The organism is Streptomyces coeruleofuscus, assembly GCF_039532725.1.
In the GTDB taxonomy this organism is placed as follows: Bacteria; Actinomycetota; Actinomycetes; order Streptomycetales; family Streptomycetaceae; genus Streptomyces; species Streptomyces coeruleofuscus.
In genome coordinates this window covers 603157-619042 of the sequence record NZ_BAAASE010000005.1, presented here as the reverse complement: position 1 = coordinate 619042, position 15886 = coordinate 603157, and the positions used below count along the sequence as shown (strand labels likewise).

Sequence of the window (15886 nt, the reverse complement as noted above, 5' to 3'; positions counted from 1 at the left end):
CCGGGGAGACCGCACCCGGCGTTGATCGAGTGGTGAGGTCCGGGAGCCGGGCGTACCGTCGAACGGTGGACACCGCAGGCAGCAGCCCGCAGCCGGCTACACCACAGACGAGCACCACCAGCGAACCCGGTGGTGGCGGAAACGCGATGGCGCTTCTGGTCATCGCCTCGTGCCAGCTGATGGTCGTCCTCGACATCACGATCGTGAACATCGCGCTGCCGCAGATCCAGCGCTCCCTGGACTTCTCCACCACCAGCCTCTCCTGGGTGGTGAACGCCTACACCCTCACCTTCGGCGGACTGCTGCTGCTGGGCGGCCGGGTCGGCGACATCCTGGGCAGGCGGCGCGTCTTCGTCTTCGGCGTGCTGCTCTTCGTGCTCGCCTCCCTGCTCGGCGGGCTCGCCCAGAACGCCGGCCAACTCCTCGCCGCACGCGCCCTCCAGGGCGTCGGCGGCGCCATCGCGTCCCCGACCGCCCTCTCGCTGGTCAGCACGACCTTCCGTGAGGGACCGGAACGCAACCGGGCCTTCGGGGTGTTCGCCGCGGTCTCCGCGGGCGGCGGCGCGATCGGCCTGCTCGCGGGCGGCATCCTGGTGGAGTGGCTGAACTGGCGTTGGGTGCTCTTCGTCAACGTCCCGATCGGGCTGCTCATCGCCCTCGCCACCCCCCGCTGGATCAGGGAGTCCGAACGGCACCCGGGGCACTTCGACATCGCCGGCGCGCTGACCTCCACCGTGGGCATGGTGCTGCTCGTCTACGGGTTCATCAGAGCCGCGCAGGAGGGCTGGCGCGACGCCCTCACCCTCGCCTCGTTCGCCGCGGCGGTCGTCGTCCTGACGGGCTTCATCCTGATCGAGCGCCGCTCCAGACAGCCCATCACGCCACTGCACATGTTCGCCGACCGCAACCGCGCGGGCACTTACGGCATCATGCTGTGCCTGGCCGCCGCCATCTTCGGCATGTTCTTCTTCCTGACGCTCTTCGTGCAGAACGTGCTGGAGTTCAGCCCGTTGCAGGCCGGGCTCGCCTTCCTGCCGGTCAGCGCGGTCATCGCCATCGGCGCCGGGCTGGCCTCGCGGTTCCTGCCCACGTACGGCCCCAAGCCCTTCATGGTGGTGGGCGCGATCCTGGCGGCGGCCGGACTGGGCTGGCTCACCCTGACCGACGTGCACTCCACCTACGCGGGCAGCGTCCTCGGCCCGATGCTCGTCTTCAGCCTGGGCATGGGCATGGAGTTCGTCTCGCTCACCCTCATGGCGCTCTCCAACGTCTCCACCCGGGAAACCGGCGCGGCCTCCGGGCTGCTCAACGCCACCCAGCAGGTCGGCGGTTCCCTCGGTCTGTCCATCCTGGTCACCATGTACGGCACGGCCAGCACCAACGAGGCCGAGAAGCAGGTCCCGCTCTTCCTTCGGCAGGCCACCCCTGCCGAGCGCCTGCGCTTCGAACGCACTGAGCAACTGCCGAAACCCTGGTCCGACGAGGTCCTCACCGCCGGAGTGTCGGCCGCCTTCATCATGGCGGCGATCTTCACGGCCGTCGCCGCGCTGATCGCCCTGATCGTCATCCAGGTCCGACCCTCCGACCTGGAACGCCTCAAGGGAGGGGCGGGCCCCGGCCCGATGTGAGGCCCGCCCGGTCAATCGCCCCTACGCACCGATCCTCGCCGCGATGAGCGGCGCCAGCCGGTCGGCGATGACCCGGTGCCCCCGGTCGTTGGGATGCACCGCGTCCGTCAGATCGCCCGAGCCCAGCCAGCCGGTCGTGTCGACGAAGGAGACCCGCCTGTCACCGCCGTCGACGGCGGCCTTCACGGCGGCCTCGGTCTGCGGGACGTACCGACCGCGGAACGTCTCCAGCGCGAAGATCCACGCCTGCGGATACGCCGCACGGACCTTGCGCAGCAGACTGCCGTACGCCGACTGGAACTGCGCGGAACTCACCCCGTGCCCGACGTCGTTGGTGCCGAGGTTGATGACGACCGCGTCGGCCCGGTAGCGGGAGAAGTTCCAGTCGGGCGTCGCAGCGTTCGGGTTGAGCTTGGTGAACTGCCGCTCAAGCCCCACACATCCGTCCGCCGCGGCCACCAGGCACGCCCCGCCCTGCGCGATCTGCGTGTGCTCCACGCCCAGCCGTTCCCCGATCAGCCAGCCGTACGCGGTACGGGCGTTCTGCGAGGACGTCGTGCCCACGGTGATCGAGTCGCCGACGAACTCGACCAGCTTGGCCGGGGCCGGCGGTGCGAAGGTCGTCGCACCGCTGTCGAGCACCAGCCCCTGGAACACCGCGTCGCCCCGGTAGGAACCGGCGACCACCTGGTAGTTGACCTGGAGCGTGTGGTTGCCGGGGGCCAGGGCCGTCGGGGTCAGGTTCACCGTCCCCTTGACGTCGTCGTAGAACTTCACCGGCCCGTTGTCGATCCGCGCCCACAGGTCGATCGTGCCCCGCTGCTTCAGCTTGACCGTCCTGCCGGTGAAGCCGGCCCGGTAGTAGGCGCCCGCCCAGTAGGGGGTGTAGGCGGTCGCGGAACTGGTGGTGTCCCAGCGGCCGACGAACTTGATGTTCGGGTCGCCGGGCTGTCCCGGAGCCGCCGCCTTCGCCGTGGCGCCGCTGCCGATCCGGGCGCGGACGACCGGGGCCAGGCGCTCGGCGAACTTGGTGTGACCCGCCTCGTTCGGATGCCCGTTGCCGTCCTCGTAGTCGGCGCCGTCGGTGAGCCAGCCCGTGGTGTCGACGTAGTGCACCCGGGCGTCACCGGCACTGTTGCGGGCGCTCACGGCGGCCCTGGTCTCGGTGACGTAGCGCTTCTTCAGCGTCTGCACCGCGAAGAGGTGCGCCGCGGGGTACTTGGCGCGCACGTCCCGCAGGAACGTGGTGTAGGCCGACTGGAAGGCGGCGCCGGACACGCCGTGCCCGATGTCGTTGGTGCCGAGGTTGATGACGACCGCGTCGGCCCGGTACCGCGAGAAGTCCCAGTCGGCGGCGCCGGTGCTGGCCGTCCTGAAGAACTGCCCGCTCAGGCCGGCGCACCCCGACCGCGCGACCAGGCAGTACCCGGACCGGGCGATCTGCGTGTGCCGCATCCCCAGCCGCTCCCCGGTCTTCCAGGCGTACGAGTCCAGCGCCAGCCGGTCGGTGAGGGCGCCCGCGGTGATGGAGTCGCCGACGAACTCGACCAGCCCGGACGGGGCTCCGGCCGCGACGGTCCGCGCGCCGGAGTCCAGGACCAGTCCCTGGAAGACGGTGTCACCCGAGCGGTAGGTCAGACGCAGGGTGTGGGTGCCGGGGGAGAGCGGCCGGGGAGTGAGGTTCACCGTGCCGCGCACACCGGCGTGGAAGACGTCGGGACCGCCGTCGATGCTGGCGTAGAAGTTGACCGCGTTCCTGGCCCTGACCTTCACCGTCGTGCCGGTGAAGCCGGTCTGGAGGTAGGCGCCGGTCCAGTTGGGTACGGCCGCGGTGCCGGAGGAGGTGTCCCAGCGTCCGACGTACGCGATGTGGGGATCGGACACCGATCCGTCCCCCGCCGCGGCCCGCGCGGGCGAGCCGCCCGCCAGGGAGAGCAGGCAGGCGAGCAGCACGGTGGTGAGGAGAGCGGGCAGGGCGCGTCTGAGGGAGGGGTGGGGGGAGGTCTGCACGGGGTTCCCTTTCACGTGGGGGGTGGCTGGGAGCGCTCCCATGAGCAGCTTTTCGAGGGAACCAGTGAAACGGTTCAGCGTCAAGTGGTCCGGCGTGGACGGAAGTTGAGCGTGCGAGCATGCGCGGTCGGTGCGACGGGTACGGCCGGGTGGCGGGTCCCCGAGGGCTTCGGTCGGGTGAATATGCCGACCGCGGGTGCCCGGGAGCACGCCGGCGCGGAACCCTCACAGGGTGAACGGTGGTACGCGTGCTTCCCAGGGTCCTGCCGCCCCGCGACACGAAGGAGGAGGACTGTCCCGACTGCTCGGGCGGACGCTCCGCGGCGGGCTCGGCCTGCGCCGCGCGCTGCACCGGCGCCGACTGATGCGGCAGGGCTACGACCGGACCAGGACCTGGCGGGTCCGCAAGAGCGGCGGGTACGTGACGCTGCTGGTGCTGACGTTCCTCGGGGCGCTGGTCCTGCTGTTCCTGGTTGTCACGGCCATCATCACCGTGTCGCAGGAAGGGAAATTCAAGTCGCCCACCACATGGGTGGGCGGACAGTGCAAAAAAGATGACTTCAGCTGCGGCGTCCTCCAGTCCCTCTTCATGCCCTTCCTCACCCTCGCCCTGGCCACCGTCACCTACCTGTTCTTCCGGTTCAGCCATGTGCGCCGTGCCTACCTGCGGAAGGCGCGCCTGGACCCCCACGAACTCGTGGAGACCGCGGGCGGCATCTTCGGCCGGGTCGTGGGCCGGGACCAGCTCAGCTCCGTCCTCATGGAGGACCTGCGGGACCGCCGCTTCCGCCGGACGCACGTCGTCGTCGGCGGTATCGGCACCGGCAAGACGGCGCTGGTCGTGCTGCTGACGCAGCGGCTCGCGGAGCGCGGGGCACTGCCCGTGCCGCTGCGGCTGCGTGCCGCCGACACCAGGCTCGACTTCCGTGAGCTGGCCTTCGAACGCTTCTGCCGGGAGGTGCAGGCCAACATCCGCTCCGCCGCCGAGGCGGAGAAGGTCTGGCGGCGGCTGTGCCAGCAGGGGCGGATCGTGGTGCTCGCGGACGGCCTGGACGAGGCGCTGACCGCCGAGGACCTGACCGAGGAACGCGACACCATCATCCGGCTGGCCATCCGCCGCGCCAACGAGGAGGGCCTGCCGCTGATCATCACCTCCCGGCCGCACGACTCACTGCGCGGCATGGAGGCGTCCCTCACCGAGCTGGAGCCGCTGAGCGAGGAGGCCGCCCTCACCTACATCTCGTCCGGGGGCGCCGGGGAGGACCGGCAACGGCTCGACTGGATCGTCGAGCGGGCCGGCATCGCGGAGGCCCCCACCTACCTGGAGATCGCCGCCGAACTGCACGAGCAGGGACTGCTGGAGCGCGCGCTCGCCGGCCCCGCCGACGAGGAGGCCGTCGAGACGCGGGGCGGCGACCGGGCGTCCCTGAGGTTCCACCTGTTCGAGACCTGGCTCAGCGCCCTCATCAGCGGCCGCTTCGGGCCGCATCTGCCGCTCTCCCCCGAGGAGCGCCGCTCGATCGTCCACTACATGTCCGCGGTGGCGTGCGTGGGACTCGCCCTCGACACCTCCGAGGTGCGGTTCGCCGACGTCGTCGACGAACAGGACCCGGCCCGCTCCCGCTTCCCCGAGATCGTCCGGGAATTGGCCCGCAGGGTCGGCGACAGCGGCATCGACCTCAGGCTCGCCGCCCACTGGGGCGCCCGGATGGAACTGGTCGAGCTCGGCGGCGACCGCGTCCGCTTCCAGCACAGCGTGATCCAGGCCCAGTTGGGGGCCCGCTTCCTGAACGCGGTGATCCACCCGGACGTTCCGGCACAGCCGACCGAGGGCTGGTACTTCCCCGCGGCCCTGCAACGGCCGGGCCGGGAACTGCTGATCGCCATGGTGCTGCACTCCCGGCTGCCCGACGGCGCGTGCGTGCACGAGGAGCCGGCCGCGGCGGGCTCCGACGGGACACGGTGGTGCCCGGTGAGCGCCGCGCGGGACCTGCTGATGGAGGCCGCCTGCCAGGCACAGACGGTCAGGAACGCCGAACACGACAACGACGACAAGCACCACGTACGGCCCCTCTTCGGCCGCACCCTGCACAGCAAGGCCCTGGAGCTGTACGCGGCCGCCCTGGAGATCGACAGCGTCGACGCCCAGCCGGAGCAGCACCTCATCGCCATGCGGCTGTGCACGTCCTGGCCGGACCTGCGGGCCCGCGACCCGCACACCCTGCGCACCGCGAAGGCCCTGCTCGTGGCCCGGTTCGGCGAGGCCATGCGCGGCGTCGCCCAGCGGCAGACCCTCCGGCCCGCCTACCTGGAGATGTTCGAGATCGCACGCCTCGAACCCTCGTACCCGGTCCGGCTGGCCATCGCGCAGGAGATCGGCGCCGGCGGCGACCTCGCCTTCGCCGCACTCCAGCCGAGACTGCGCGGGCCCCAGGTGGTCGAGGGCATGCGGGTCGAACGGGAGCCCGACTGGCGGGAGAAGCTGTGGGGCGGCCAGCAGCCGGAGCTGGTGGGGGAGCGGGAGACCAGACTGCGCCGGCGGGGCGAGGGCCAGGTCGCGCGCATGAAGAGGGAGCTGAAGGAGCGTGAGGACGAGCGGCGCCAGGAGCGCAGACGGGAACGCGAGGACCGCGAGGCCGAGGAACGGCAGTGGCGGGACAACACCCTGTGCGCCTGGCTGGTCCCGCTGCTCGTCGGTTCGGTCACCACCCACCGGCACCAGGACACCCCGTACGCGTTCCTGGAGAGCTGGGTGCGGCGCGTCGGCATCCCGGCGGACGGTCCCGACGGGCCCGCCGGACTCGACCTCAACGTGGAGGTGGCGCTGGCCCAGGGCTTCAAGTACGCGGCGAACCGCCGGCACCGCCACCCGCACGCCCGGCCCGAGGCCCGCGAGTACCTGAGCGAGCAGGCGTGGGACATGCTCAAGCGCACCCGGTTCTGGTTCACCCGCCTCACGCTGCTGCACGCGCTGACCCTGTGGGACCTGCCCGACGGCGGCGCCGCCGGGCGCCCGTCGCGCGGTCACGGGTCCGACCCCGCCCAGCAGGTCCGTCAGTGGCTGGCCCGGCCGGACGGCGAACCGGAGCATCCGTTCGTGATCGAGGCCGGGAAACTCTGCGTCTGGGCCCTGGAGACCGGGCAGCCCGAACGGTTCCTGTGGATCGACGAGTCGGGCGTCGCCGCGCACGTCGGCTCCCAGACGTCACGGGGCGAGGCACGCAAGCACAACCTGTGGATCCCGCCGTCCACGGGCTGGAGCGCCCTGCACCCGACCGCGCAGCAACTCCTGGCCGACGTGCTGCTGCTCCTGAACCTGGCCGAACGGGGAGACTGGCCCACCGACCGCATCCGGCGCCTCCAGCACACCGCCCGGCCCGACCTGCCCCCCTGCCTCACCCTGGACCGCACCCCGCTCGACCCGGGCCGCACCACCGTCCGCACGTCCTCCTCCCAGGCGGGCTCCAACTGCCGCGACGACTGCGCCTTCGAACTGTGCCCGTACCCGGCCACGGGCCTCGACGGCCACCGAGCGGAACTCGGTGAGGCCTTCTGCCGCACTCAGTCCACCCTCCTGTCCCGCTCCCCGTTCCGGCCCAAGGCCTCCTGGCAGCGCCGCACGAACATCACGGAGCTGCGGAGGTTCTGGGAGTCGATGGGGCATCGGGCGCAGCACAACCTCGGCACCGCAGTGCACCGCGCCTTCCAGGCCCTGGTAGAGCCGGTCGGCGGCGTCTTGCAGATGGCCGTTGCGGGCCAGCGCGGCGCCGTGGCCGACGAGGGCGCGGGCAAGTTGGTACGCGGCGGGCGACTGCTCCAGGTGGTCGACGGCCTGCGCGTGCAGATCGAGTGCGGCCTCCCCGCCCGTCACCTCCGCCTGGGCGTGCAGGGCCTGGCCGATCGCGGACGCCGCGCCGAAGTCCCGGGCCCGCTTGACGGCGTCCTGGGCATGGCGGACCGCCTCGTCGGGGTCGGTGCGGGCGAGTGCCGAGGCCAGTCCCAGCTGCCAGGGGCACCACGCGGGGTTGCGCCAGTCCCGCCCATCCAGCCACTCCCCGACCTTGGACAACAGCCGCGCCGCCTGAGGGAGGCGCCCCTCCGCCAGGAGCAGGTCGGCGTACACCGTGCGGGGGTCGGGGAAGATGACGGCGTTGGGGACCACGTCGCCGTAGTGGTAGCTGTCGGCGAGCCGGCGAGCGTCACCGGTGCGCCCACGGGCCAGCAGGGTCTGGATGAGAATGCCGATGGCGAACCACTGGGCGGGCACCGCTCCTTCGACGCGCTCGGCGGTGTGCAGCCCGGCCCGGACGAGTTCCTCCGCCTCGCGCAGGCAGCCACGGCGGTAGCGGATGTAGCCCAGGAGCGTCTGGCCCTGCGCCAGATGGGAGCCGCGCCACCCCATGTGCTCGCACTCGGCCATGCCTTCGGCGAAGAGCTCTTCGGCCCGCCGTGGCTGGTCGCAGTACATGAACAGCAGGGCGACTGCGGCGGGCACCTCGAAGCCGCGGTTCTCGTCGGTCCAGCTCATCCCTCCGCTGAGTGCCTCCTCGGCATACACGAGGGCGGTCCGCCGCGGCTCGCCGCGCACGAGGGCGTCCCACGCCCGCAGACCGAGGATGCAGCGTTCCTCCAGGCCCCGGCCGGGCAGCTTGTCCGCCAGCCGCGCCAGCCGGCGCGAGCGGGCGGAGGAGTCGGGCTCGTCGGCGCGGAACGCGCTCCACACGAAGTGATCGGCCTGCATGCGCAGTTTGACGCGCGCGTTGGTGGCGCGCCGCGCCTCGTCGGCGGCCACGGTCGCGGCCTCGGTCAGCCGGTCGGTATGGGCCAGCGCCTGCGTCAGCCGGTAGACGATGGAGGCGCGCAGATCGGGGTCGATTCCCGGCTCCTTCAGCGCCTCCCGGAGATGGCTGACCGTGGCCGTGGGCTCGATCAGGAAGGTCGAGCAGGCCAGCTCGTGGAGAAGGGTGGCGCGGTCCTCGGCAGGGGGCGGTTCCCGCAGCGCTCGGGTCAGCACGCGCCGGGCGGCCTCCGGGGCCCCGGCGCGGAGGTACTCACGCGCGGCGGCGCGCAGGCACGCGACCGCCTCGGGCCGGCCGTCGCAGGGAACCTCCAGCAGGTGCCGGGCGGCGACGGTGGGGTCGGCCCCGACCTCCTGGGCGGCATGGGCGGCCGCGTTGTGCATGCCGACCCGCAGGCCCGCGGGGATGTCGCGGTAGATCGTCGTGGCGATCTGGGGGTGGACGAACTCCAGGCTGCCCGCGGGCTCGTCGGTGTCCGCGAGAATGCGGCGGGCGCGCAGCTTCTCGGCCGCCTCGAGGGCCTCCTCGCTGCCGAGAACCGCGAGGTCGGCGGCGACCTCGGGGGAGAAGGACCCACCCAGGACAGCGCCGGCCCACGCGAAGCGGACGGTGCCCGGGCCGAGCCGTTTGAGACGCTCGATCAGACCGGGGCCCTTGACCGCGGCGGCGAGGTCCCGCATCGCGGGCAGTTCGTCCTGGGTGCCCCTCAGCTTCCGCTCACGGAGCCTGATGGCCAGTTCGACGGCCTCGAAGGGGCTTCCACCGGTGACACTCCAGCACTCGCCGCAGAACTCGTCCTCGGCTTCCTCGCCCACTTCATCCCTGATGATGCGCGCCACACCGGCCTCGCCGAGCGGAGACAGCAGGTGCGGGCGTCGCTCGTGGCGTTCGACGAGCGTACGGAAACCGGTCGCGTCGGGCGGAAGTTCGTCGGGCCGGTAGCCGACGACGATCAGCAGCGGGAGGTTCGCGACCCGGGGTGCGAAGGAGGCGAGCCAGTCGAGGGATTCGGCATCGGCCCAGTGCAGGTCGTCCAGGAGCAGAACGACAGGCGAGTTCAGCATCGTCAGCCGCGTCATGACCCAGTCGAGGCCGTCGCGTACTCCGGTCGGGTCCGGCACCCGAGCGGGGTCCGTCGCCTCGAGACCGAGCGCGGCGCCGACGATGTCGTACCAACTGCCCAGGAAATCCCGGCGCTCCGTCTCGCTCATCCGGGCCAGGATGGGCTGCATGGCCTGGCGGACGACGCGGAACGCCATCCCCCGTTCGTTCTCGCCGCCCTTGCCGGAGAACACCGTGAACCCGAGGGCGGCGGCGCGGGCACGCACCGCCGCGATGAGTGTCGTCTTGCCCAGCCCGGCCTCGCCGGTGAAGGCGAGCAACCCGCCGCGCGGTACCTGGGGCACGCCGTCGACGGTGTCACGGAGCTCCGCCAACGCGTGGTCGATGGCCTGGAGTTCGTCGTCGCGCTCGAGAAGAGGCCGGTCTTCGGTGATCGGTTGCCGCAGCCCATGGGCCATGTGGTCTACCGCTTCCTGTCGTTGCTCCCCGCCGGACGGGGCGAGCGTACGCCCTCGTGCAGGCCCCGTGGCCGGGCCGGAACAGGAGCTCGACTGAGAGAGTGAATTTCCCGCGGAGGCGGTTCGCGTCTCGGCCTTTCGGGTAGTCTGCTGTGTTTCCGCCCTTCTCGGGTCCCCTGTGGTGGAAACGACCGGTCGGACAGCGCATCAGGGCACCACGGGTGCAGCCATCGTGTCCGCGTACCGTGGCACGGTCCGGGACCAGAAGTAGCAACCGCGGATCCAGCCGGCCATGCCCTCCACGTAGCCGACGCCGGACGGGCTCAACTCCGGCCTGAGCTCACCGTAGAGCTCCTCGAACTCGCGGATCGTGCTGTTGATGTGCCGTGTGGCGAGCGTGACGGCCACCGGCAGGGAGCACCGGTGGGTCCGCTGGTAGGCGAGGGCCAGGTTGATCACGCCGCCCGCCCGCTGTTCCTTCACCGCGGAGAAGAGGTCGGGTATCCACACCGCCGCGTCGGCCGACAGCCGGCTCAGGCGTCGCATGACGGGGTGATGGATCTCCTCGGGGGTCAGTTCGCACGGCTGCGCGGCCTCGCACAGCGGGTAGAACGGTTCGACGCCCGCGATGAGGGAGCGTACGGACCGGCACAGCCCGCTTCCCACCGGGACGGGATGAGCCTGGGCCACCGCTTCGTACAGCAGGCCGTGCACGTACTCACGGCTGTTCCAGGCCCATCGTGCGGCCTGAGCGGGTGTGCACCGCTCCTGTACCTGTCGGTGGAGGTCGGCCAGTGCCGCCCCGAGCGGGGTGGTGGGGGGCTGGCCGTCCCGCAGGATCGCGATGCTCTCGCACAGCATGGGGAGCAACCGGCCGGGCGTGTGCCGGCCGATGTCCTCCGCGCGGTCGTCGTAGATGAACTGGTAGGCGATCTGGTTGGCCGTGATCTGGAGGAGCCCGGAATCCATGGTCGGACTGTTGTAGGCCGCGAGTTCGGCGGGGCGCGTATAGGAGATCATGGCCGCCACCGCCGGGTCGTCGGTCAGCCCCCAGGTGCTCAGCCATTCCTCGACGCCTGCGGCCGCTTCGGACCCGTGGGGATTGCGCTGGAATGGGAAGGGCATGTAGAGGTTCGCGTCGATCAGTTCCCGCAGATCGACGACCGGAATTTCCTTCTGCGCGGCGAGCGTGATTTCCTCATGCGTCGCGGACATCGTTGCCACCTGCCGTTCGGGAGTTGTGGACGACGGGTACGACGGTTGTCGCGGGTGCGCGTGAATCCGCCGGAGGCGGTGTGCTCATCGGCGGCCTCGTTCGCGGTTCGCTGACCATGACCAGTCCCCTCGGTCCCAACGACGCCGCGGGGCGCAGCCGTTCGGTGTAGTCGGGCAGATGACGCAGCCGCCAGTGGCGGGCGATGAACGCGACGGCCACCGTGGCCTCCGCCAGCGCGAGTGTCTCCCCGATGCATTTCCGGCTGCCCGCACCGAACGGAATCATCGCTCCGGGCGGGACCGCGACGGTCTGCCCGGGCAGCCAGCGGTCGGGGAGGAAGCGATCGGGGTCGGGGAACACGGCGGGGTCGTGGTGCAGGAGGTACGGGCTGAACATGACGGTGGAGCCCTGCGGGAGAGAGTGCCCGGCCAGCTCTGTCTCCTGGGTGGTGACGCGGGTGAAGAGCCAGCCCGGCGGGCGGTGGCGGAGGGTCTCGGTGAGGACGCAGCGGGTGTGGACGAGACGCGGCAGCTCGTCGGGGCCGGGCGGCTGCCCTGAAGCGAGCACGGCGTCGACTTCGGAGTGCAGGCGGCGTTCCTCCTCGGGATGCCGCCCCAGGAGCTCCAAGGCGGAAGAGAGGCACAGGGCGGTGCTCTCGGCACCGGCGAACATGAGCGTCAGCACCTGGCCGTGGACTTCCTGATCGGTGATCGCCGTCTCCCCGCGGTCGGGCCGCGTGGCCGCCAGCAGGGTTGCGAGGAGGTCGTCGCGGTCGTCCCGGGCAGTGCCTCGCCGGCGCTGGGCGATGGCCGCGCCGACGATCGCGCGCAGGCGGTCGGAAGCATGCCGGTAGCGCCGGTTCGACGGCGTGGGAACACGGAACAGGGCGTCGACCGGCATCACCGTCCGGACGAACATGCCGCGGACCACGGTGGCCAGGCACCTGCGCATCTCGGCGGCCGTCGCGGGGTCGAGCGAGTCGGAGAAGAGGACGCGGCTGACCACGCGTGTGGACAGGTCCAGCATGGTCGCGCTGATGTCGACCAGCTGTCCGGGCCGCCACGCGCGGCACACCGACTCCACCTCCTCGCCCATCAGGCTCACCTGGTCGGCGACGCGGGCCTTGCGGAACTCGGGCTGGAGCAGCCTGCGCTGGCGCCGGTGATCCTGATGGCGGCAGGTGCCGACGCCGTCCCCCAGCAGCATCCGTAACCTGTCGTAGAGCGGGCCGCCCTTGTCGAACGTGCGCGGGTCCCTGAGCACCTGGTGGACCAGGTCCGGGTGACACGCCATCCAGGCACGCTGCGGACCCAGGCGTATCTCGACCAGATCACCGTGTCCGGGCAAAGAATTCAGAAAAGCCAGCGGCCGACGGACCAAGTCGATACCGTGGCCGATGAATGGGAATATGCCTGGAGCAGTGCCCACTGTCCAATCTCGGGCCGGTCCGGGAAGGGAGCCGCTCATCGAATACCACCTGCCTCAGTTGGCACACGGGATTTTGGTGCGGTCGCACCGACATGATGCTCGCCTCATGTCCTGCCCAGTGGAATCTGTCGATGGCTCGCGGAATCCTTTCTCCGTAGGGGCGCACGGAAGCACGGAGGGGCGTCGAGCGAATCACGGTGGCTGCATGCACCCAGATTTTTTTATTTTCTGTGCACGCAGAAATCCGTGTCCCCGCCAGTGCTCCCGAAGAACACCGGCAGTCGCTCCGGGCGACTGCCGGTGACTGGCCTATCGTCCCGGTGCTTCCACGCCAGGTGCGACGGCGGGGCCGGGACTGAGGACACGGTGGTAGCTCTCCGGTGGCGCCAGATAACTCGGGGGCAGGCCACCCGTGTCGATGACGATCTGGTCCACGGCGATCGCGGGGTCGGTCATGAACAGCCGCAGCACGTGCTCACCCGGCTCCGTCACGGTCACCGTGGTGGTCAGCTTCTCGATGCCCTCCTCGACGTTGCGGGCCCACGTGTCCCCCCGGTTGCCGGTGGCGATCGCCTGGCCGGACAGGAGCGTCGGCGGCTGGTCGTCGAGGGCGATCGCCAGCCGGCGCTTGCCCCGCTCGTCGAGGGAGGGCAGCCGGAAGACGGTCACCGGGAAGGTGCCGGAGCTGGTGAAGCGCACCCGGTAGCGCAGTTCCGGTGACCGGGTGGCGAGGTCCTCGGTGACAGGCGGTGCGGTCGTCGGGACCGCCTCCACGGCGGCCGTGCGGCGACCCAGCCCGCGTACGACCCGCCACCGGGCCCCGCCGCGCGCCACCTGGCGGTCGAAGTGCGCGGCGTCGATCGACACATAGCCGTGGGCCTCGACGAAACCGCGAGCGCGCTGCCGGGCCCGTTCGCCGTCGTTGACCACCCGCAGAGGCACCTCGGCGGTCGTGCCGGCGCCGGTGAAGGTCAGCGTGGGGTGGTGGGTGCCCTCCGGTGCCCGCGGCCAGTCGATCTCCACCCGTACCCGTGCCTGGTCGGTGAGTTCGCCGCCCGCCGCGCTCAGCCGGATCCACGGGTGACTCGGCTCGGCCTGCCACCGGAGGGGGAGGAAACCCGTGTTGAAGACGTCGACGAAGCGGCGGTCGCGGGTGTAGGAGGAGAAGGAGAGTGGCCGGCCCGCTCCCGTTTCGTTGCCCTCCGCGGCCAGCCCCAGGCCCGAGGTCTCCTGGCGGGGCACCCGCGTGACGGCCGGACGGCCCGGGGCCTTCGGGATCTGGGAGGGGTAGGGGTTGACGATGCCGTCCCACTTGCCGCCCGCGATCTCCGAGTTGTATCGGCGGGTGATCGCCTGTTCCTCGGCGTGCGCGGCCTCGGCCAGATCCGCGAAGCGGTTCGTTCCCGCGCCGCGCCCCTGACGGACGGCGAGCGCGTTCCGGTCCGCCCAGTAGTACTTCAGGTTCATCAAGTAGGCGCCGTGCACCGGGTACTCGACCAGTTCGTAGAAGGCGTCGCGGTAGGCCTCGGGCAGCTTCGCGCCCAGCTTCCGCACCCGGTCCAGCAACCGCTCGTAGGCGGACAACCGGCGTTCGGCTTCGTCCCCGTGGTGCACCGTGGAGAAGACCGCCTTGTCGATGAACTCCGGGCGCCGCTCCGCCGCCAGGCGGTAGTACTCCGTGCGGATGGCGGCGATCTCCGGGCCGTGGCGCCGGCCGAACTGGCGCCCCGCCCATTCCACCAGGAAGTCCCCGACGTTCCCCGGGCCCCAGCGGTCCACGTCCCACGCCATGTCCAGGCAGAACGACAGGCCGGTCTCGATCGACTTGATGTCACCGACGTTGAAGATCCACATCCGGTCGGCCTGGTGGTCGTGGACCCGGCGCAGCTCCTGCCACACCTTGCTCAACTGCGTGGTGTCCAGCCACAGATAGCTCCTGGGGCGGCCCCAGTAGGAGAGGTGGTAGTAGATGCCGTTGCCGCCGGCGCGCCCCCGTTCCGCCTCGTTCGGGAGCTGGCGCATGTTGCCGTGGTTGTCGTCCGGCCAGATCAGCGTGACGTCGTCGGGGACGCGGACGCCCGCGTTGTACAGCTCCAGGACCTCCTTGTACGGGATGAAGATCTGCGGCTGGGCCGCCTCGCCCACCTCCTCGGCCAGGATGTGGCGCTGGTCGTTGATGATGTCGTTCATCACCGCGACCTTCTCCGGGATCGTGGTGGCGTACTTCGTCTCCAGCGCGGAGTCGTGCAGGCCGCGCATGCCGATCGTCCAGCTGCTCTCGTAGCCGGCGTTCTGCCGGGCCCGCGCCCGCCAGTAGTCGGAGATGACGGCGGGGTTCACCGTGTAGTCGTAGAGGGGAAGGGTGCCGTCGGGGTTCCGGTGTTCCTCGGCCCACGGCTCCCACTCGTGCACACCGTTGCGGAGCATGGCCTCGGGGTGACTGGAGCCGACCACGATGCCGTAGCGGTCGGCGAGTTCGGGGTTCTCGCGGTGCTTGTTGAAGAAGTCGGAGTACGGGTGCATCGCGGGCCAGAGGTAGTTGGCCTTGAGGCGCAGCAGCAGTTCGAAGACCCGCTCGTAGGTGCGGGGGCCGATGTTCTTGTCCGGCTCCTGGGTGCGGTGGGACCAGGTGGTGAGGTTCTGCTCGTCGTTGATGAAGATGCCGCGGTAGCGGACGGCGGGCTCGTGGCGTACGAAGGGGCCTGCCGGGACCGTCACCGTGTCGCGGCGGACCACCGGCACGTCGGCCCACCAGTACCAGGGCGAGACGCCGATGCGCTCCGAGGTGTCGTAGACGCCGTAGACCGTGCCGCGCCGGTCGCTGCCCGCGATCACCAGGGCGCGGTCCACGCCGGGCAGCGGACGGTCCACGACCTGGGTGACGGACGCCTCCCAGCGGCCCTCGACCCGGGAGACGTCCAGGCGTCTGTGCCGGACGAGCCGGTCGATCACCGGGCTCGCGCCGATCGTCCCCACCACGACCAGGAGTTCGGCCCGCCGGGGCACGGTGTGCAGCAGCTGCGGTCCGACGCCGCCGACCCGCTCCACGTCCGCCACGAGGTCACCGGCCGCGCGGATCACGGCGGGGTCGTCCGCCGCGTCCACGAACACGTCCGTGGGAGTGCCGTTCCGGAGCAGTGGGAAGTCCGGCCGGGCGGAGGGGGCGGCTTCCGCGGTGGCGGTGGGGAGTACTGCTGCGGGGAGCAAGGGGGCGGCGCCGACGGCCGCCAATCCCCGTAAGAACGACTTGCGGGTCCAGGAGGGGTGTGACGGGTGCGACGGTCC

At 71.1% G+C, this 15886-nt stretch carries 6 protein-coding genes and 1 pseudogene; 2 read left to right on the top strand and 5 right to left on the bottom strand.

What is annotated here, in order from left to right; genetic code table 11:
- The first annotated feature begins 146 nt into the window (after positions 1-146).
- On the top strand, positions 147-1628 hold the full coding sequence (locus ABFX81_RS22180; protein ID WP_086854079.1) for an MFS transporter: 1482 nt from the start codon (positions 147-149) through the stop codon (positions 1626-1628).
- 21 nt (positions 1629-1649) lie between these two features.
- Here ABFX81_RS22180 and ABFX81_RS22175 read toward each other — a convergent pair whose 3' ends face one another.
- A complete protein-coding gene (locus ABFX81_RS22175; protein WP_346138538.1) occupies positions 1650-3638 on the bottom strand; it encodes a GDSL-type esterase/lipase family protein in 1989 nt (662 codons plus the stop codon).
- Between the two features lie 364 nt (positions 3639-4002).
- On the opposite strand from ABFX81_RS22175, the pseudogene ABFX81_RS22170 reads away from it, so the two are divergent.
- A pseudogene (locus tag ABFX81_RS22170) lies at positions 4003-4866 on the top strand (NACHT domain-containing protein); the annotation flags it as partial.
- A 1977-nt stretch (positions 4867-6843) separates the two neighbouring features.
- Here the strand turns inward: ABFX81_RS22170 and ABFX81_RS22165 are convergent.
- From ABFX81_RS22165 to ABFX81_RS22150, 4 genes are all read right to left on the bottom strand, one after another.
- Complete coding sequence (locus ABFX81_RS22165) at positions 6844-9957, bottom strand: ATP-binding protein (RefSeq protein WP_346138606.1); 3114 nt, start codon at positions 9955-9957, stop codon at positions 6844-6846.
- Positions 9958-10164: 207 nt separating this feature from the next.
- Positions 10165-11172 carry a (-)-alpha-amorphene synthase gene (locus ABFX81_RS22160; protein WP_086848932.1) on the bottom strand — a complete coding sequence of 336 codons (1008 nt, stop codon included), beginning with the start codon at positions 11170-11172 and terminating at the stop codon, positions 10165-10167.
- Positions 11156-12640, bottom strand: a complete 1485-nt coding sequence (locus ABFX81_RS22155; protein ID WP_086848934.1) for a cytochrome P450 — start codon at positions 12638-12640, stop codon at positions 11156-11158. Before ABFX81_RS22155 ends, ABFX81_RS22160 begins: the two co-directional genes overlap by 17 nt.
- A 270-nt stretch (positions 12641-12910) precedes the next feature.
- Positions 12911-15832 carry a glycosyl hydrolase 115 family protein gene (locus ABFX81_RS22150; RefSeq protein ID WP_086848937.1) on the bottom strand — a complete coding sequence of 974 codons (2922 nt, stop codon included), beginning with the start codon at positions 15830-15832 and terminating at the stop codon, positions 12911-12913.
- Between the last annotated feature and the right edge of the window lie 54 nt (positions 15833-15886).

Coding starts and splice junctions, on each gene's coding strand:
- ABFX81_RS22180 (WP_086854079.1), top strand. CDS start 147: ATGGCGCTTCTGGTCATCGCCTCGTGCCAGCTGATGGTCGTCCTCGAC.
- ABFX81_RS22165 (WP_346138606.1), bottom strand. CDS start 9,957: ATGGCCCATGGGCTGCGGCAACCGATCACCGAAGACCGGCCTCTTCTC.
- ABFX81_RS22160 (WP_086848932.1), bottom strand. CDS start 11,172: ATGTCCGCGACGCATGAGGAAATCACGCTCGCCGCGCAGAAGGAAATT.
- ABFX81_RS22155 (WP_086848934.1), bottom strand. CDS start 12,640: ATGAGCGGCTCCCTTCCCGGACCGGCCCGAGATTGGACAGTGGGCACT.